Source organism: Klebsiella sp. MS 92-3 (assembly GCF_000195655.1).
Taxonomy (GTDB): Bacteria; Pseudomonadota; Gammaproteobacteria; order Enterobacterales; family Enterobacteriaceae; genus Klebsiella; species Klebsiella pneumoniae.
The window spans coordinates 111177-128655 of the sequence record NZ_GL882815.1 but is presented as its reverse complement, the minus strand read 5'-3'; the positions used below and the strand labels follow the sequence as shown (position 1 = coordinate 128655).

General features: G+C 58.4%; 17 protein-coding genes. 7 read left to right on the top strand and 10 right to left on the bottom strand.

Annotated elements, in window-relative coordinates; translation table 11 throughout:
- Positions 1 to 188: 188 nt before the first annotated feature.
- Both HMPREF9538_RS12275 and HMPREF9538_RS12280 read left to right on the top strand, forming a co-directional pair.
- Complete coding sequence (locus HMPREF9538_RS12275) at positions 189 to 662, top strand: Hsp20 family protein (protein WP_002903808.1); 474 nt, start codon at positions 189 to 191, stop codon at positions 660 to 662.
- Between the two features lie 165 nt (positions 663 to 827).
- Positions 828 to 1340, top strand: a complete 513-nt coding sequence (locus HMPREF9538_RS12280) for a 2-oxo-tetronate isomerase (RefSeq protein ID WP_002903810.1) — start codon at positions 828 to 830, stop codon at positions 1338 to 1340.
- Positions 1341 to 1360: 20 nt separating this feature from the next.
- Here HMPREF9538_RS12280 and HMPREF9538_RS12285 read toward each other — a convergent pair whose 3' ends face one another.
- A complete protein-coding gene (locus HMPREF9538_RS12285) occupies positions 1361 to 2578 on the bottom strand; it encodes a diguanylate phosphodiesterase (RefSeq protein WP_004143607.1) in 1218 nt (405 codons plus the stop codon).
- 400 nt (positions 2579 to 2978) lie between these two features.
- Here HMPREF9538_RS12285 and HMPREF9538_RS31635 point away from each other — a divergent pair, with 400 nt between their 5' ends.
- Positions 2979 to 3098, top strand: coding sequence for a small membrane protein (locus tag HMPREF9538_RS31635; RefSeq protein ID WP_004195995.1), 120 nt, complete (start codon positions 2979 to 2981; stop codon positions 3096 to 3098).
- A 30-nt stretch (positions 3099 to 3128) separates the two neighbouring features.
- Here HMPREF9538_RS31635 and kbvR read toward each other — a convergent pair whose 3' ends face one another.
- Positions 3129 to 3740: a LuxR family transcriptional regulator KbvR gene (gene kbvR / locus HMPREF9538_RS12290; RefSeq protein ID WP_002903816.1), complete on the bottom strand. Its 612-nt coding sequence runs from the start codon at positions 3738 to 3740 to the stop codon at positions 3129 to 3131.
- A gap of 310 nt (positions 3741 to 4050) precedes the next feature.
- On the opposite strand from kbvR, the gene HMPREF9538_RS12295 reads away from it, so the two are divergent.
- Positions 4051 to 4977: a helix-turn-helix domain-containing protein gene (locus HMPREF9538_RS12295; protein ID WP_020316502.1), complete on the top strand. Its 927-nt coding sequence runs from the start codon at positions 4051 to 4053 to the stop codon at positions 4975 to 4977.
- A 26-nt stretch (positions 4978 to 5003) separates the two neighbouring features.
- Here HMPREF9538_RS12295 and HMPREF9538_RS12300 read toward each other — a convergent pair whose 3' ends face one another.
- From HMPREF9538_RS12300 to ltnD, 5 genes are read right to left on the bottom strand one after another with little or no spacing between them, the layout of a single operon-like run.
- On the bottom strand, positions 5004 to 6368 hold the full coding sequence (locus tag HMPREF9538_RS12300) for a GntP family transporter (RefSeq protein ID WP_002903916.1): 1365 nt from the start codon (positions 6366 to 6368) through the stop codon (positions 5004 to 5006).
- Between the two features lie 57 nt (positions 6369 to 6425).
- Positions 6426 to 7208, bottom strand: a complete 783-nt coding sequence (locus HMPREF9538_RS12305) for an HPr family phosphocarrier protein (protein ID WP_004176276.1) — start codon at positions 7206 to 7208, stop codon at positions 6426 to 6428.
- A gap of 4 nt (positions 7209 to 7212) precedes the next feature.
- A complete protein-coding gene (locus tag HMPREF9538_RS12310; protein WP_002210516.1) occupies positions 7213 to 7833 on the bottom strand; it encodes an aldolase in 621 nt (206 codons plus the stop codon).
- Positions 7826 to 9091, bottom strand: coding sequence for a 3-oxo-tetronate kinase (otnK, locus tag HMPREF9538_RS12315; protein ID WP_009485280.1), 1266 nt, complete (start codon positions 9089 to 9091; stop codon positions 7826 to 7828). Before otnK ends, HMPREF9538_RS12310 begins: the two co-directional genes overlap by 8 nt.
- 11 nt (positions 9092 to 9102) lie before the next feature.
- On the bottom strand, positions 9103 to 10005 hold the full coding sequence (ltnD, locus tag HMPREF9538_RS12320) for an L-threonate dehydrogenase (protein WP_002903955.1): 903 nt from the start codon (positions 10003 to 10005) through the stop codon (positions 9103 to 9105).
- Positions 10006 to 10265: 260 nt separating this feature from the next.
- On the opposite strand from ltnD, the gene HMPREF9538_RS12325 reads away from it, so the two are divergent.
- Positions 10266 to 11027, top strand: a complete 762-nt coding sequence (locus tag HMPREF9538_RS12325; RefSeq protein ID WP_002210513.1) for a DeoR/GlpR family DNA-binding transcription regulator — start codon at positions 10266 to 10268, stop codon at positions 11025 to 11027.
- Positions 11028 to 11047: 20 nt separating this feature from the next.
- Here HMPREF9538_RS12325 and HMPREF9538_RS12330 read toward each other — a convergent pair whose 3' ends face one another.
- A complete protein-coding gene (locus HMPREF9538_RS12330) occupies positions 11048 to 11908 on the bottom strand; it encodes a broad-spectrum class A beta-lactamase SHV-1 (RefSeq protein WP_001620095.1) in 861 nt (286 codons plus the stop codon).
- Between the two features lie 297 nt (positions 11909 to 12205).
- Here HMPREF9538_RS12330 and HMPREF9538_RS12335 point away from each other — a divergent pair, with 297 nt between their 5' ends.
- A complete protein-coding gene (locus tag HMPREF9538_RS12335; protein ID WP_004176262.1) occupies positions 12206 to 12466 on the top strand; it encodes a hypothetical protein in 261 nt (86 codons plus the stop codon).
- An 86-nt stretch (positions 12467 to 12552) separates the two neighbouring features.
- Positions 12553 to 13641 (top strand): AAA family ATPase, encoded by a 1089-nt coding sequence (locus tag HMPREF9538_RS12340; RefSeq protein WP_001620097.1) that lies wholly within the window; start codon positions 12553 to 12555, stop codon positions 13639 to 13641.
- Between the two features lie 30 nt (positions 13642 to 13671).
- On the opposite strand, the gene HMPREF9538_RS12345 is transcribed toward HMPREF9538_RS12340, so the two are convergent.
- Both HMPREF9538_RS12345 and HMPREF9538_RS0127795 read right to left on the bottom strand, forming a co-directional pair.
- On the bottom strand, positions 13672 to 14937 hold the full coding sequence (locus tag HMPREF9538_RS12345) for an MFS transporter (protein ID WP_032457136.1): 1266 nt from the start codon (positions 14935 to 14937) through the stop codon (positions 13672 to 13674).
- Positions 14938 to 14991: 54 nt separating this feature from the next.
- Positions 14992 to 17479, bottom strand: a 2488-nt coding sequence (locus HMPREF9538_RS0127795; RefSeq protein WP_009485276.1) for a beta-galactosidase, incomplete at its 5' end; no start/stop codon positions are given.

Genomic DNA, 17479 nt, shown 5'->3' with positions numbered 1-17479 from the left:
CCCCCCCCCCCCCCGCGGGGGGGGGGGGGTAACTTCGCCACCGGTATGCTTATTTTTCACTGAGGCTGGCGAAGAAAAATTTTTTATTTCGGGTCTTGAAAAACGCGCCTTAGATATTATTTTATATAGCGGACAAGCAATGCTTGCCTTTATGTTGAGCTTTTGAATGGATATTCAGGAGGTTAATTATGGCACTCAAAACCTTGTCAGCACTCCCGGTATTTGCTGATTCTCTTTTTGCCGATCGCTTTAATCGTATTGACCGTCTTTTCAGCCAGTTAACGGGCGATACGCCGGTGGGCACTTTACCGGCTTATGATTTACAGAAAGTCGACGACAGCAATTTCCTGCTCAGCGTCAGCGTGCCTGGCTGGAAAGATGATGAGCTGGAAATAGAAACCGTAGGGGGGAATCTGCATATTTCCGGGAAACGCCAGGAAACCGATGCCTCGACAGACAGCGGTGAACGCTGGATTTATAAAGGTATCCGCCGCGCTAATTTCCAGCTCAGTTTCTCTCTTCCTGAACACGCCCAAATTAATCAGGCGCAGCTGGATAGCGGCATCTTAAAAATAGCCATCCACCAGGAGATCCCGGAGAGCGAAAAACCGCGTAAAATTGCGATCGAGAATCAGGGGCGCGTGATAGAACATAAAGTTTGATTCACCGTTGTTCCGAGGATGTTACCTTAAAGGCCCGCCCTGCGGGCCTTTATCCTTTCTCCCTGAAAATATAAATGGCCCCCCGACGACAAAGAAATCGATATGCTATTCTGTTAACAGACGCAGTGAGTCTGCTATTTCTTTCAATTTCGGCGAGGAGGAAGAATGACTGACGAGATCGATAGCGACGCAAACAATACGCATGAACTAACCGCTGAAGTGGCTCGGGCGCTGATCGCGCGCGGTTGGCGACTGACCACGGCGGAGTCCTGCACCGGAGGGAATCTGGCGGCAGCGCTCTGTGCCCAGGCGGATACCGCGGCATTTTATGATACCGGCGTAGTGACCTTCAGCGATGAAGCCAAGCGCAACGTGCTGCAGGTTCGCGCGGAAACCCTGGCGGTACACAGCGCCGTCAGCGAAGCCTGCGTTCAGGAGATGTCCTCTGGTATTCTGGCGCTCGCCGGGGCCGATATCGCCATCGCCGTCAGCGGCTACGCCGGACCGGAGGGCGGGGAAGATGGTACCCCCGCCGGCACGGTATGGTTTGCCTGGAATTTTCGCGGCCAGACTGAAACCAAACGGATGTGCTTTGCCGGCGACTGTGAGACCGTGGTGGCGAAAGCGGTACGATATGCCCTGGCGGCGCTGAGCGAAAAGCTTGCCCACTGGCAGTGACGATGCCCGGGGGCGCGGCCTTACAGGTCCATTGCCTGGCGCGCTACCGGCCAGCAGATCTCGCCGATGCCGTTAAGGCAGGGTCGGGAAAAGAGAAAGCCCTGAAACAGGCGAATGCCCACCGACTGCAGCCAGCACCACTCCTCCAGGGTTTCGACACCTTCAGCCACCACCGTAATGCCAAGATCCTCGCAGCAGCGGACGACCGAGGCGACAATCGCCTGTTTGGTGCCGCTAATATGGATATCGCGTACCAGTTCCGCATCCACTTTGATTTTATCAGGCTGAAAACGGGTCAGTAACGACAGGCCGGAATAACCTGCGCCAAAGTCGTCGATGGCCAGCTTCATGCCCGCGACGCGCAGGGCTTTGAGCACCTTGCGGAACTGGTCAAAGCAGGTGATCACCTCTGTCTCGGTGACCTCGATCAGTACCTGATCCGGTCTGAGGCCGGCCGCCAGCAGGCTGTCCATCAGCCAGCCTACGGCGTCAGGGTGGTGATACAGCGATCCGGGCAACAGGTTAATCGCCAGCTGATGTTTCCCGAGCGGCAGCTGGCCGGCGAGAGCGAATGCATACGCTTTGCTTTCAAGATCAAAACGGTAGCGATCCTCCGCCGCAATGGCGGCAAACATTTCCACGGGAGAGCCGCCGGTTGGGCTGCGGATCAGAGCCTCGAAGGAAGAAACTCGCTTTTTAGCCGGCTCGACAATAGCCTGCAGAGCAAACTGGCAAGGTTGACCGGGCAGGTGCTGCGGCGCGGCCGTACCTGACGCGGGCATCATCATCCAGCGAGAGGGCTGCAGCGGCTCGGGCAGGCAATAGCGGCCGCCGTCGGCAATGAAGGCGCTAAGCAGCCGGAACATCCGGTCGTTGACCGGTTCGGTGACCCCAAACGTGCTAAAGCGCAGAATTTCCTCCAGCGCGCCATCGGTTTCAAACAGCCGGAGATCCAGTATGCGCATTCCGGTGCCGTGAAAACGTCGGTAGGCTGAGTAATCGCGCATCAGCTCCACTACGTCGCGATGACGCGGGTCGCTTTGGATTTCGCTGAACAGCGACTCAAGTGCCTCCTCAGTCCCTTCCAGGACCTGGAAAAACTGCAGGCCGTTAAACAGCAGAATGCCGGTGATGCCAAGGGGCAAATTTTTACTGCTGGCGCGATGGACTAAAGCGTCGAGATCGACGGGCGGGCGGTCAGGATGAACCTGGCTGCGGTAAATCAGGGTGGTTAGCATAGTTGTTACGATCGCTCCCGCGGCGTAAGAACATCCGCGCTCAGCATGCAAGATGAGTATGGCCTGACCCTAAAGGAGGGCGAGGCTGATATGTACAAACATTCAACCAACCGTGATGTCCGCTACGCGGAACGCGAGCTTCACTTTGTGATTCCCTCCACTGTACAGGGAATTACACATTTGGCTATCTTTTTCTCATCCTCAATGCAAAAAGACGCTAACAGGCCTCTCATTCCCTCCTCAGACACTGGCGCTGCGTCTTATTTTACCTGTTAATATTAGCTACCAGGAATTATCCTACCATTCTATTTCCCACTCTCAAAAATGAGGCGCTGGTCTTGCCTGAATATAATCGAGTGAATATTATCACTCTAAATTAAATTCTTTTGTCAGGTTTGATATGAGCGACTTCTTTATTATTTTGTGTCTGATTTTATGTCCCATCATTTCTTTATGGAGTGGCTTTTCCTATATTCAGGAAAGGCGCAAGAGACGGTATGTTTTCCGTTCCAGAAGATGATTGTTTGACAGAATAAAATGACGAGTTGTATCAGCGTTTGGCGAGCAGTTGCACAAGGTTGTTAAACTGCTGACGGCTATTCAAATTAAATTTACTCATAATATTCTTTTTATGTGAATGAATCGTTTTGGGACTAATATTTAGCGCAGCGGCGACTTCATGCGGGCTCAGGCCAATACTGAACGCGTAAATGACTTTGGTTTGCGCGTCGCTGACCGACCTGCAGGCGCAATTAATGCAACGCCGCAGACGATTGAACGGCGGGTCTTGCCGCGGTAGCAGCGGACGCTCAATGGCGTTAGCTATCTCATCTTTCAGCCGCTGAACGCGAGCGTGAGGCGGCATAAATACCGCATGCTGCAGACAATTCGGTAAACCCTCATCTACGGTAGCGTGTTCATTGTCCGGGAAAATAAAAAGCGTATATTGTTCCGGGGCATGCTGAAAAAGATCCTGGCACAAGTACCACTCCCCCGCGACCATTTCCGTAAATATCACATCAGCTTGCGCCATCGATCCTGCATCCCATTGTTGAGAAAACTGATAGTGTGGCCGCCCGGCGGCCTTCATCGCTTCATCAACCAGTTCAGCAATAGCGACTCGCAAATAGTGATTTTTTATATTGAACAAAAAATTAGTCATATAACTTCCCTGTGGGCATTAAAAAACATATCTGGATAAATTAAAGAATATAATGATGATGCAGGTACTATTTTTAGCCGTGGTAATCTAAGGGATGTTTTCCATTAATGCAATATCTGGTGGGGAAAGTGAGATAACGGTATATTGATATGCGAAAGTTCCTAATAAACAAAACCTTAAGCATATATTTGTAACTATTTAAAGCCGTTTGCTGTTTTTTTATTTTTGCGATGCATAAAAAGCTTAGTGATAGCCGCGCTCTGTTGTTAAAATTAGCGGAGGACAAGAATACAGGATGTATGCCGTACTTATGAAGCAGATGCTCTATTTGAAAATGCTGGCGTGGCTGGAGGATAATATCTATTGTAACCCGGCGATCGATGACCTGGCGCTGTATATGGGCTATTCACGTCGGTTTGTGTACGACGTGTTTTACCAGTATGGCCAGTTACCCATCGGGCAGTATATTCGTCTGCGGCGGTTGACCATCGCAGCGGTCAGTCTGCGCTTAACACGGCAACCGATCGCCGCTATTGCCTGGCAGTTAAGCTATGACTCGCCTCAGACCTTTTCCCGGGAGTTTAAGAAGCGCTTTTCGCTCTCGCCACGTGAATACCGTTGCGCGGCGCACTGGGACACGGCAAAGCTGTTGAAAAAGTTTCACCCGGACGGAGAGAGCCTACCTCTGGCTCGTTTTTTTTCTCTTCCGGAACAGGTCTATTACGGCTATCCGATGAAGTATGAACTGCGCCTGTCGGATTTGGTGTTGCAAAGCACCGCTAAGACGAGCATCAGACAAAAGGTTGACCGTTTTTTCACCGCTGGCGGAGGCTCGCTTTCCGTACTTTCCGACTACGCCGCGGCGAGTAAAAATGAGCTTAACGTCGAGGTTAACGCTTTTGTCGGCTGTCATGAGGCGGGAAAGCTGCCCCCCGCGCTGGCCATGAAAAGCTCGCTGACCACCCGGTCAGGGCTTTATGTCGGGGTTGAATTCTACGGCAGCTGGTCACGTTATGCTCGTTTATCCAGCGATCTGTATATGGAGCTGCTGCCATCCCTGGGGGTAAGTCGTCGGGACGGCTATGACATTGAATGTTTTATAACCCGCCATGCGGAAGGCGAAGAGGCAGGGGACAGGCGCTATCGCGTACGCTATTTTATCCCGGTGACGCTGTCGGCAGCGGGTCTGCGGTCTGACAGCGGTAGTGGGTCAGGGCCTGCGCCGGGGCGAAGTTAAGGTGGCCGGAGCCACCCAGGTTAACATCAAAGCGCAAACCACAGCAGCCAGGTGATGAGAAAGCCCGTCACCCCCATGATGGTTGTCAAGACGGTCCAGGTTTTGAGTCCATCCGGCACCGAGAGTCCGAGATAGCGCGTGACGACCCAGAATCCGGCGTCGTTGACGTGCGACAGCCCGAGCGAGCCGAAGCAGGTCGCCAGCGTCACCAGCACCAGTTGCAGCGGCTCCAGACCGACAACCGCCTGCGACAGCAGACCGGAGGTGGTGAGGATCGCCACGGTGGCCGAACCCTGCGAGGCTCTGAGCACCAGCGATAGCAGAAAAGCGGCGGGCATCAGCGGCAGATGTATTGTCTCCAGCGCCTCGGCTAAGGCATTACCGATGCCGGAAGCGACCAGTACGCCGCCAAAGGCGCCGCCGGCGCCGGCGACGAGGATCACGTCCGCCGACGAGGGGATCGCGCTGCCGGTGACTTCGCCCAGCTTTTTCAGGCTCATCCGCCGACGGATGCCCAGCGTCCAGCTGGCCAGGCCCAGGGAGATCAGCAGGGCGACCGGCGGGGTACCAATGACGGTCATCAGCTGGCGAACCGCGTTTTCCGGCAGCAGAAGCGCCTGACACAGCGTCCCGGAAACAATCAGCATGATGGGCACCACGATCAGCCCACCGATAACCAGCGCATTCGGCGGCGGCAGACGGGTCTGCTGCGCGTTAACCGAGAGATCCGGTACTTCCGCCGTTTGTTGCTGCTCCAGCACGTTAATCGACAGATGATAATGGCGCCGATTGATAAACCGGGCGACAAAATAGCCCACGATACCGACGACCACCGACACCCCAATCCCCGCCAGCATCAGCCAACCGACATCGCTATGCAGAATGCCTGCCGCAGCCGCTGCGCCAGGATGGGTGGGCAGCGCCACGTGGACGGTTAACATCACGCCGGCCATCGGCAGGCCAAACTTCAGCGGCGATACGTGGGCGACTTTGCTGAAGCCGTAGATTAACGGAATGATGATGATAAAGCCGACTTCAAAAAAGACCGGGGTGCCGAGAATAAAAGCCACGATGGTTAAGGCGGCAATGGTTCGTTTTGCACCCAGTACGCCGGTCAACGTTTTCGCCAGCGATTCGGCGCCGCCGGACATTTCAATCAGTACCCCCAGCATTGAGCCCAGAATAATAATGCTGGCGATGTGGCCAAGCAGGCCGCCCATGCCTTTTTCAATGGTGGTTATAATTTTATCTGCCGGAATGCCGGTGGCGAATGCCACCAGCAGACTGACGATCAGGAGCGCCACAAAAGGATGTGCTTTCGCTTTGATCACTAACAGGAGCAACAGCACTACGCTGGCTAACGCAATAAGTAACAGCGCCGATGTCGACATAGGTTTGCCTCGGGTATTAACAGGTGTACAGAGAGTTATTTTTTTAGAAAACGGCGTTTATTTTTTCCGGTAGGGCGAGAACCACCCCAGCCCGGAAAGCGTGTCTGTCCGGGGGATATATTCGCAGCCGATCCAGCCGTCATAACCGGTTTTATCCAGTAGCGCATAGAGCCACGGATAGTTTATTTCGCCCTCATCCGGTTCATGACGGTCGGGCAGGGAGGCAATCTGAATATGGCGATACTGGCCGGCATATTCGGTAATAAGATGGCTTAAATTGCCGTCCACCTTCTGCGCGTGAAACAGATCTAACTGCACCGCCAGGTTCGGCCTGTCGACCCGTTTCACCATCGCCAGCGTCTGATATTGACTGTGGTAGAGATAGCCCGGTTTGGTCTGCGGATTCAGCGCTTCGATGAGTATCCGCTTGTCGTGGCGGGCAAAGCACTCCGCGGCGTAGCGCAGATTATCGATAAGCACGGCCTCGCAGTCTGCGCGATCCGCTCCCGGCGGCACCACGCCGGCCATGATATGCACCTGCGGGCAACCGAGCTGGCAGGCATACTCCAGCGCCAGCTCAATATCGCGTCGGGCCTCCGCGCTTCTCCCGGGAATGGCGGCGAGCCCCCATTCTCCGGCGTTGACGTCGCCGGGTGGGGTATTGAACAGCACCAGCTGCAGCTGGTTCTCCTGCAGGCGCTGTCTGATTTCCCCGGCGGCATACTCATAGGGAAACAGAAACTCAACGGCTTCAAATCCCGCCCGGGCAGCGGCGGCAAAGCGTTCCAGGAACGGCAGTTCGGTAAACAGCATGGATAAATTTGCAGCGAATTTTGGCATGGTTTTATCTCAGTTCTTTTACTTCGTCAGCGGTCAGGTAGCGGATCTCGCGGTTGCCGAGGGTAAATATCAGCCGTGCGGTCTCTTCCAGTTCCTCGGTATTGTTGGTGGCTTCGCGCAGCGATGAGCCAGTGACCACCGGTCCGTGGTTGGCCAGTAAAAAGGCGTTATAGCGCGGCGCCAGCCCGGCCAGCGCCTGGGCAATACGGTCATCGCCCGGCCGGTAGTAGGGAACCACCGGGACGTCGCCGACGCGCATCACCACATAGGGGGTAAAGGGGCGGATACAGTTGTGCGGGTCGAGCCCCTGCAGGCAGGAGAGCGCGGTCAGATAGTGGCTGTGCAAGTGGACGATCGCCTTGCAGGCCGGGTTGTGCAAATAGACCGCCCGGTGAAAAGTGACCTCTTTCGATGGTTTATCGCCGGAGATCCATTCCCCTTGCAGCGTCACCACCGACAACCGCTGAGCCTGCAGTTCGCCGAGGCAGGCGCCGGTCGGCGTCGCCAGCAGGTTGCCGTCCGGCAGCAGCAACGACAGATTGCCAGCGGAGCCGGTGGCATAGCCGCGGCTAAACAACGAGGCGCCAATCTGTACCATTTCCTCTCGCAGTTGTTGCTCAGTCATGACGAAACTCCTGCTGGGCACGGGCAAAGAACTGGATATCGCCGAAGTTACCTGACTTCAGCGCCAGGGAGAGCGGCTGGCGGGTGTCACGCACCCAGGGCACGCCAGGGGAGATGGTCGGCCCAATATGGAACGCCTCAACCCCCAGGGTCTGCGCCACAATGCTCGACGTTTCCCCTCCGGCCACAATAAAGCGGGTAAATCCTTTCGTCTTCAGGGCGGCGGCAAGAGCGGCAAACAACTGTTCCACCCGTTCGCTGCTGGCCTTGTCGCCATACTGCGCCTGGATCCGCTGCAGCGTTTGCGGCTCGGTGGTGGCATAGATCATCGGCGCCAGCGGCGCATCGCGCTGCGCGTCCACCCAGTCAGTCAGCGTCCTGACGTAGCTCTCCAGATCGGTAAAGCAGGCGCTTAAGTCGACGGCGCGGGCGGGGGCATGTTGACGATAGGCCGCCACCTGGCTGTTGGTCATCACCGAGCAGGAGCCCGAGAGCACCACCGCCGGGCCGGCCAGCGGCATGCCGGCCTGAGCGCTTTCACCCCGGGCGCCATGGCGCTGCGCCCAGTCGCGGGCGAGGCCGATGGCGAGGCCGGAACCGCCGGAGACCAGCTTCATCTCCCGCAGCGCCACGCCCTGGGTGAGCAGATCCTGTTCGCTGAGGGCGTCGAGCACCACATAGCGCACCGCCGGATCGTTGACTGCCGCCAGCGCGGCGGCGACCGCCTCCGGCCCCCGGGCGACAATCGGCCAGGCAATCAGCGCGGCTTTTCCGCGCCCCTGGCGCTCAATTAAGCGGCCCAGGTGCGCATCCTCCATCGGCGTCACCGGATGGTGGCGCATCCCGGACTCATTCAGCAGTTGCTCGCCGACGAACAGATATCCCTGATAGACCGTGCGGCCGTTAACCGGCAGCGCCGGGGAAATCACCGTCCGCGTCTCACCCAGCTCGGCCAGCAGGGCATCCAGCACCGGGCCAATGTTGCCCTGCGCGGTGCTGTCGAAAGTGGAACAGTACTTGAAATAAAACTGCTGACAGCCCTGGGCCTGCAGCCAGCGCAGGGCCGCCAGCGACTGGCTGACGGCCATTTCCGCCGGGCAGGAGCGGGTTTTCAGGCTGATGACCACCGCCTCGCTGGTCAGCGGAATATCGCGGGTCGGCACGCCATTCAGTTGCACCGTCGGCATGCCGTTGCGCACGAGGAAGCTGGCAATATCCGTGGCGCCGGTGAAGTCATCGGCAATGACACCAAGCTGCATGTTGTCTCTCCTCACTGTTTATGGCCCGGCAGGGTAATGCCGTTGAAAATCTTGATCACCGCGCTGTCATCTTCCCGACCGAATCCGGCATTACTGGCGGAGGTGAACATATTCAGCGCGGTGGTAGCGAGCGGCAGCGGGAAGGTCAGCGCCCGGGCAGTGTCATTCACCAGCCCGAGATCTTTGACAAAAATATCGACAGCGGATTTTGGCGAGTAATCGCCATCCAGGACGTGCTGCATGCGATTCTCAAACATCCAGGAATTACCCGCCGCGTGGGTGACCACGTCATACATCGTCTCCAGTGGGATCCCGGCGCGGGCGGCAAGCGCCATCGCTTCGGCGGCAACGGCGATGTGCACCCCGGCCAGCAGCTGATGGATAATTTTTACCGTTGAGCCAAGACCAATGTCGCTCCCTATGCGGTAGACTTTGCCGGCCACGGCGTCCAGCACCGGCGCGAGGCGGGCAAAGGCGGCATCGCTCCCGGAGGCCATCACCGTCATGTCGCCGGCGGCCGCTTTCACGGCGCCGCCCGATACCGGCGCGTCGAGCATCAATAGCTGGTACTCCGCCAGCGCCTCGGCAATGGCCTGAGCATCGGCGGAGGCGATGGTGGACGACACCATCACGACGGTGCCCGGCTTCAGATGGGCGGCAAGGCCGCTCTCGCCGAACAGGATCCCCCGCACCTGGGCGGCATTGACCACCAGCAGCACAACTGCATCCAGTTCCGCGGCGAACGGCACCGCGCTGGGGCCCGCGCCTTTGGCGCCCGCCGCCAGCAGTGCGCGACAGTTGTCGGGATTGATGTCAACGCCCCAGGTGTTCAGGCCCGCCTGCAGGCAGGCGCGGGCGGCGCCCATGCCCATTGAACCCAGTCCAATCACGCAGACGTTAGTGTGTGCAGCCATACTGGTCTCCTTGTGAACATTAGTTAATTAATGTGATTTAATGATAGAATAAAGCGTTATCATGTGAATTTATGTGAGAATTATCACGAATAACCCACATGAATATAAAAAATTCACAGGCGGAAAGAGGCTGCACAACGGCGATTCTTGCCCTAAAATAGCGTAAAAACAGCGGCAAAGCGCGATAACAACAGAGGGTGTCGCCAGGGCCGTAGCCTGGGTGATGACGCCTGGTGTGAAAAAATGGTAAGGGGAGAGCGGTGATTCCAATAGAACGACATCAGCGTATTTTAGCCCTGGTGGAGCAGCGTGGGGCGGTAAGCATTAACGAGCTGACGGAGATCCTCGGCGTGTCCCATATGACCATCCGTCGGGACGTTAGTAAACTGGAGGAGCAGGGGCTGCTGGTCAGCGTCTCGGGCGGCGTACGCGCCGTCAGCCGGCTGGCTGCGGAACCCAGTCATCTGGTGAAAAGCACGCTGCAGAGTGAGGAGAAACAGGCGATCGGCGCGCTGGCGGCGAGTCATATCGCCAAAAACAGTTGCATCTATCTGGATGCCGGGACTACCACCCTGGCGCTGGCGCGGGCGATCCTCGACCGGAACGATCTCCAGGTGGTCACCAATGATTTTGAGATAACCCAGCTGCTGATCGATGCCAGTCAGTGCGGCGTGATCCACACCGGCGGCACTCTGTGCCGGGAGAACCGCTCCTGCGTGGGCGAATCGGCGGCGCGTACGTTACGCCACCTGGCTATCGATACGGCCTTTATCTCCGCCAGCGGCTGGGACAGTCGCGGGATATTCACCCCTGATGAGAACAAGGTTACCGTCAAGGAGACCGTCAGCCAGGTCAGCGCGAGAAGCATCCTGCTGTGCGACAGTTCGAAATACAATCAGGTGGCCACGTTTATGGCGTTACCTTTGACCCGGTTCACCACCATCATTACCGACAGGCATCTCTCCGATGCCGCCGCCAGTCATATCGCCCGGCACGCCTGCGAGGTGCTGCGGGCCGGATAACGCGCGCGGCCACCGCCGGGTTAGCGTTGCCAGTGCTCGATCAGCGCCGCGCCGATCCCGGCGATTTGCTGATTTCGCTCGGCCATGCTCGCCGGCGTATCCCGCAGATAAATCACCACAATGCGCTCTGCTTTGTTATTCGGGCCAAGCAGGGCGACAATGCCGCGCGCACCCCGCTCGCCAGCTCCGGTCTTATCGGCGATAAACCAGCCCGCCGGCAGCACGGAGCGGATCAACGGTCCGGCGACCCGATCGTCCACCATCCACTGCAGCAGCTGCCGTTGCGAACGGGCGCTCAGACGCTGGCTGGTCAGCAGCTTGCGCAGGGTCGCGGCCATGCTGGCCGGGGTAGTGGTGTCGCGGGCGTCGCCGGGAAGCGCCTCATTCAGTTCCGTTTCCCAGCGGTCAAGGCGGGTGACGTTGTCGCCGATCTGGCGCAAAAAGGCAGTCAATCCTGCGGGGCCGCCGACGGTGGCCAGCAGCAGATTGGCGGCGCTGTTATCGCTCATGGTAATGGCGGCGGCGCAGAGTTCGCCGACCGTCATGCCGTCGGCAAGGTGTTTTTCGCTGACCGGCGAGTAGTCCACCAGATCCTGCTGGCGATAGTGGATCTTTCGCTCCAGCTGTTCGTCACCGGCATCCACCCGCGCCAGCACTGCGCCGCAGAGCACTACTTTAAAGGTGCTCATCATGGGAAAGCGTTCATCGGCGCGCCAGGCGGTCAGCGTGCGGCCGCTGGCCAGATCCATTTCTATCATGCCTACGCGGCCCGACAGCTGGCTTTCGCTTAGTTTAATTTGCTCAAGCGGCTGCGGGCTGGCGTGTACCGCCAGCGGCAGGGTGGCTAACAGGGAGATAATACACAGGCGAATATAACGCATAACCACAATACATCCTTGAGTGAGGGCCGATAAAGGCGAGTAAAGAAGCGACAAATAAGAATAACCCGGCGTTTTGCTGATTCACAATTCCTCTTTTTTCCTTCATCATTTGTCATCTTTTATTTCGAATAATCAATATCTAGCCCTGCCTAAGCACGCTATTTTTTGACTCAAGGCCGTGATGAACTATAAGAAAGTACTAAATACCGCACTCTGTCGGGCGTCGCTGTTTGCCGATCACCACGCCCGCCGGTCCCTGCGGTTCGCCAACGCTATATGCCATCCCGGGAGGAACTGGTGCACCCGATAATTAAGGTCATGCTGGTGGGCGGTAAGGCGGACGGGCTGTTGGTCAGCGTCGCCGATGACGCGACCGAGGTCTCGGTGACGCCTGCGCAGTACGGTGCGCTATCCGGGCAACCGTTGAGCTACCGAATTGTTAGCCAAACCATTGACGATGAACGCTATTTTTTTGGCGTTTTCAGCGACGCCCATCAGGATAGCGATAAGCTGACGCGGGTCGCCCTGACCCGTGGAATGAAAAAAATGTTCTGTTAAACCCTGCCCGAAAGGGGGCGTAAGAGGGTGTGCCGGGCGCCGCTGTGCTACTGTGGCAGCCTTCTATTTCCAGGGCCGGACGCATAATGATTCAGTACATTCGTATTCAAAATTTTCGCTCAGTGAAGGATATCGCGCTGGAGCTCGGGCCGCTGAACATTGTCTTCGGCCCTAACGGCTGCGGTAAATCCAATATTTATAACGCCATCCACCTGCTGACCGCTGCCGCTGAGGGCAGGCTTTCGGGGTTTATCAGCGAAGAGGGCGGTCTGGAGAATATGATGTGGTCCGGGGAGCGTTCGCCCCTCGATCGTCACCCCCGCCGGCTGCAAATTGCCTGCCGGACCGACAGCTTCGATTATGAGCTGCAGATAGGCTTCCCTGAAAAATTGCCCTATCCGACGCAATTCATGCTCGATCCTATCGTTAAAGAAGAGAATATCTGGCTGGCCGGCTACTCCCGCCGGCCTTCCTCCCGCGTACTGCAGCGCAAGAATCAGGCGGCGTTTCTCGTCGATGTCACCGGGGAGAAAAGTACTTTCACCGAGAGTATTTATGAAAATGAGTCGGTGTTCGGTCAGCTTGGCGAGCCGCACCGTTTTCCCGAAGTGTCGCGAGTGCGGGAGACCCTGCGCCGTTGGCGGTTTTATCATGAATTCGCGATTGGCCGTCATTCGCCGCTGCGTCAGCCGGCCGTGGGTTACCGTTCGCCAGTCCTCGACAGCGATGGCCAGAATCTCGCCGCCGCCTTTCAGACCATTGTCGAGATCGGCGCGGAGGAGATTTTGCATGAAATCCTTGCCGACGCCTTTCCCGGCTGCCAGTTTTATTGTGAAAACGAGCACTCGCGTTTCGCTCTGAAAATGCGTCGCGAAGGGATCCGCCGCCCGCTGCTGGCGGCGGAGATGTCCGACGGTACGCTGCGCTTTTTGTGCCTCGCCGTCGCGCTGCTCAGTCCACGCCCGCCGGCGTTTCTGGCGATCAATGAACCGGAGAACAGCCTGCATCGCGACATGTTGCCCGCGCTGGCCCGGCTGATTATCGAGGCCTCGCGCTACAGCCAGATCTGGCTGACCAGCCACTCGGCGGAGCTGGCGGAGCTTATCGCCGCCGGGGCGCCTTGTCAGCGCTATGCGCTGGAGAATCGCGGCGGTGAGACGCGGATTGTCGAGTGAAGCCCGTCATCCCTGACGGGGGCGCTGGAGTCAGGCGGGGCTCTGCGTCTCTGCGGTCGGCAGCAGACGGTTGCCGCCGCGTAGGGTGACGAACGAGAGCAGGGTGAAGCTCAGGGTTATGCAGCCGAGGATCAGATAGGCCTGATGGAAGCCGACGGTGTCGTACATCCGGCCCACCCAGGCGGAAAGCACCACCCCGGACAGCTGTTTTGACAGATTAAAACCGATCAGGAACAGGGTGGCCGAGAGGCGCGGGTTAAAGGCGGAAGAGATATATTTAAAAGTTCCCACCAGCAGGAAGGGGATCTCAAACATATGCAGCATCTTGAGGATCACCACCTCGACTGCCGATGAGGCGAAGGACGACCCGAGAATACGCACCGACATGATCATCCCCGCGGTCAGCAGGGCGTTTTTGGCGCCGATGCGGTTAACGATGGCCGGCGCGCAGAACATGATCAGCGCGTTGAGCAACTCGGCGCCGGTGGTGACGAAGCCAAACACTTCGGTACCGCGCTGCGGACTGGCGAAAAAGCTTTTGAAAAAGTTGGCGAACTGCTGGTCAAACACGTCGTAGACGCTGGCGACACCCACCACATAGACGATAAAGCCCCAGAAGCGCGGCATACGCAGCAGCTCTGCCGCCGTACGCAGCGAAAAGGCCTGGCGATTGGCGCCCAGCGCCTCGATAACCTGGGCGCTGTTGCTGCTTTCCGGCCGCGACAGCCAGAGCAGCAGACCGAGCACCAGCGCAAAGCCGGAGGCGATCCAGAAGGTGATATTGGGATCGATGCCGAACAGCACGCCGGTTATCGAGGCGCATAGCGCCCAGCCGACGCAGCCTGCGACCCGCACTTTGCCATATTCAAAGCGGTTGGCCCGGCTGACGCGTTCGATATAAGCTTCCACCGCCCCGGAGCCGCTGGAGAAAACAATCCCCAGGTAGATCCCGCCTACCAGCGAACCAGCGATAATATTCATCTGCAGCAGCGGAGAGAAAACGAAAATAAAGAATGGCGCGAACAGAATTAACAATACCGTAATGGTCCACAGCAGATGTTTGCGCAGGCCGAGCTTATCCGACATCAGGCCGAACACCGGCTGAAAAATAATGGCGAATAACGAGATAGACGAGAAAACGATCCCGGTTTCCGTTTTAGTTAAATGGTTAACGTCCGCCAGCCACACCGGAAAAAACGGGAAGTAGGCCGACATAATGAAATAGTAAAAGAAAAAGAACAGCAGGAAATAGACGAAATTATGCCGTTCTCGTGGCGCCAGTTCTGAGAATTTCATCACCATGATCCCTTGTTATTCTGTTTGTGGGGTGGGGGCTGTCGCCCCCACGGATTAAAAGCAACGCAATGAGACCTCGTACTGCCAGCGCGTTTGGCTCAGGAGCCACTGCGGCAGCACGCTGGGGGTCCAGGAGTCATCGCCTCCCACCCCCATATGCAGGCCGTCGAGGGTGATCCACACGCCGTCTTCGGCATGCATCTTGTGCCAGTGGTCGGTCTCCATCAGCTGACGGGTGCTCCATGGCTGAACGGAGAAGTGGAAATGACCGCTGATGTGCCAGCGCCCCCAGTCCAGCGCCTGGGTATCACAGCGCAGGCCGTTTTCCGTCGGGAAGATATAGGGGGTGGTCATCGCCGCCAGCGGCTGCTCCCAGCGGGCGAAGCAGGCGCTGCTCCGCCGGTCGGGGTAGTTCTCATGCGGCCCCAGACCCAGCCAGCTCACCGGCGCCTGCTGATCCGCCACCTGGAAGTGCAGCCCGACCCGCGGCAGCGGCGGCAGGGTTTCCGCCCGTTCGCCGTCCACCGCCAACCGCAGGGTTCCGTCAGCAGTGAAGTGCATGCGCCAGTGGCTGACAATCACTACCTCTTCGCCGCGCAGGTAGTGCCAGCGGCAGTCGACGAGGGTTTCATTTGCCAGGCGCTGCGCATCGCACTGGACGCAGTGCGCCTCAAGATCGTACAGGCCGGCGCTTTTCCAGCGCTCCACCCAGGCGTTGGGGTCGATACGCTCTACTTCGCTGACCCCGATGTCGTTGTCGAGCGGCGCGCGAATAAACTGGTCACGCAGGGGGGTCAACAGCTGCTCCTGACCGCCAACCGACCAGCGGCTCAGCAGACCCGTCCGGCGATCGATGGTCCAGCATTGCGAACCGGCGCGGATCTGCCAGACCTCATCGCTGACGATAAGATCCGGAGCGCCGGCAGACACGGTGGGCGCCGGCAGCGCCAGCGGGGCGGGCAGGGGAAACTGTTGCCAGGCGACGCGGTGCTCCGCTTCTGACCAGGCGGTCGCCTGGGGCTGGGTCACCTCCAGCGTCAGCCACACCGCGCGGGCGCCTTCAGGCAGGATCAGGCTATCGAGCAGCGTTATCTCGTCGCTGCCCTCAGGGGGCAGCGCCAGGGTCAGGTCGCCGTGATACAGGGGTTCACCGGCCGCCTGCACCTGCCAGCGCAGCACTTCGTTATCGGTTGGGCGGAACAGGTATTCGCTGATGATGCGCACCCGCAGCGGCGAGGTCGACAGCAGCGTGAACTGAAAATACTGCTGGGCGTGCTTCGCCTCCACCAGCGACGGATGCGGCGTGCGATCGGGAAACACCAGACCGTTCATACAGAACTGGCGATCGTTAGGCTTATCACCAAAGTCGCCGCCATAGGCCCAGCCGACGCTGCCGTCGGCAAAGGTTTTGCGGATCGCCTGGTCGGCCCAGTCCCAGATAAACCCGCCCTGCAGCCGCGGATACTCGCGAAAGGCCTGCCAGTAATCGACGAAGTTGCCGAGGCTGTTGCCCATCGCGTGGGCGTACTCGCAAAGGATCAGCGGCCGCTGCTCACCGGGCAGGCTGATCCATTTTTTGATCCCCCATTTGGGGACCGCCGGGATCGGCTGGTCGCGTTCGATGCGGGCGTACATCGGACAGATAATATCGGTGGCGGTGGTATCCGCGCCGCCGCCCTCGTACTGCACCGGACGGCTCGGATCGTTGCGTTTCAGCCAGTGGTACAGCGCTTCGTGGTTGCCGCCGCCGCCGGACTCGTTGCCCAGCGACCAGATGATAATGCACGGATGGTTGCGGTTGCTCTGTACCATCCGGGTGACGCGGGCGCTGAAGGCTGGTAGCCACGCCGGATCGTCGGACAGCCGATTCATCGGCACCATCCCGTGGGTTTCAATATTGGCTTCATCGACCACGTACAGACCGTAGCGGTTGCAGAGTTCATACCAGCGCGGCGCGTTGGGATAGTGCGAGCAGCGCACGGCGTTAAAGTTGTTCTGCTTCATCAACAGAATGTCCTGCACCATATCCGCCTCGGTGACCACCTGCCCGCGCAAATGATGATGCTCATGGCGGTTAACGCCGCGGATCAGCAGCGGTTTACCGTTGAGACGCAGCAGGCCATCGGCAATCTCGATGCGGCGAAAACCGATGTCCCACGCTTCGGCCTCCAGCAGTTCGTCGCCGCGCCACAGGGTGACCACGGCGCGATAACAGTTCGGGGTTTCCGCGCTCCAGTGCGCCGGCGTCGCCACCGCCAGGGAGAAATCGACCCGTTCCGCGTAGTGGCCGCGCTCATCCACCGTCGGGGTACCTAACGGCTGCCGCCCGGCGGCGATCTGCTCCTCGCCGCGCCACAGGCTAACCCCGACGCTGAGCCCGGCAAGCGCCGCCTCAGTCGCTTCGATGGTCGCCTGGACCTGCAGAGTGCCGTCGCGATAGAGGGCGTCAAGGGCTGGCGTCAACTGCACGTCGCATAGCCGTTGCTGCGGCTTATTCAGCAGCCATACCGAGCGGAAAATGCCGCTCATCCGCCACATATCC

Coding starts and splice junctions, on each gene's coding strand:
- HMPREF9538_RS12275 (WP_002903808.1), top strand. CDS start 189: ATGGCACTCAAAACCTTGTCAGCACTCCCGGTATTTGCTGATTCTCTT.
- HMPREF9538_RS12280 (WP_002903810.1), top strand. CDS start 828: ATGACTGACGAGATCGATAGCGACGCAAACAATACGCATGAACTAACC.
- HMPREF9538_RS12285 (WP_004143607.1), bottom strand. CDS start 2,578: ATGCTAACCACCCTGATTTACCGCAGCCAGGTTCATCCTGACCGCCCG.
- HMPREF9538_RS31635 (WP_004195995.1), top strand. CDS start 2,979: ATGAGCGACTTCTTTATTATTTTGTGTCTGATTTTATGTCCCATCATT.
- kbvR (WP_002903816.1), bottom strand. CDS start 3,740: ATGACTAATTTTTTGTTCAATATAAAAAATCACTATTTGCGAGTCGCT.
- HMPREF9538_RS12295 (WP_020316502.1), top strand. CDS start 4,051: ATGAAGCAGATGCTCTATTTGAAAATGCTGGCGTGGCTGGAGGATAAT.
- HMPREF9538_RS12300 (WP_002903916.1), bottom strand. CDS start 6,368: ATGTCGACATCGGCGCTGTTACTTATTGCGTTAGCCAGCGTAGTGCTG.
- HMPREF9538_RS12305 (WP_004176276.1), bottom strand. CDS start 7,208: ATGCCAAAATTCGCTGCAAATTTATCCATGCTGTTTACCGAACTGCCG.
- HMPREF9538_RS12310 (WP_002210516.1), bottom strand. CDS start 7,833: ATGACTGAGCAACAACTGCGAGAGGAAATGGTACAGATTGGCGCCTCG.
- otnK (WP_009485280.1), bottom strand. CDS start 9,091: ATGCAGCTTGGTGTCATTGCCGATGACTTCACCGGCGCCACGGATATT.
- ltnD (WP_002903955.1), bottom strand. CDS start 10,005: ATGGCTGCACACACTAACGTCTGCGTGATTGGACTGGGTTCAATGGGC.
- HMPREF9538_RS12330 (WP_001620095.1), bottom strand. CDS start 11,908: ATGCGTTATATTCGCCTGTGTATTATCTCCCTGTTAGCCACCCTGCCG.
- HMPREF9538_RS12340 (WP_001620097.1), top strand. CDS start 12,553: ATGATTCAGTACATTCGTATTCAAAATTTTCGCTCAGTGAAGGATATC.
- HMPREF9538_RS12345 (WP_032457136.1), bottom strand. CDS start 14,937: ATGAAATTCTCAGAACTGGCGCCACGAGAACGGCATAATTTCGTCTAT.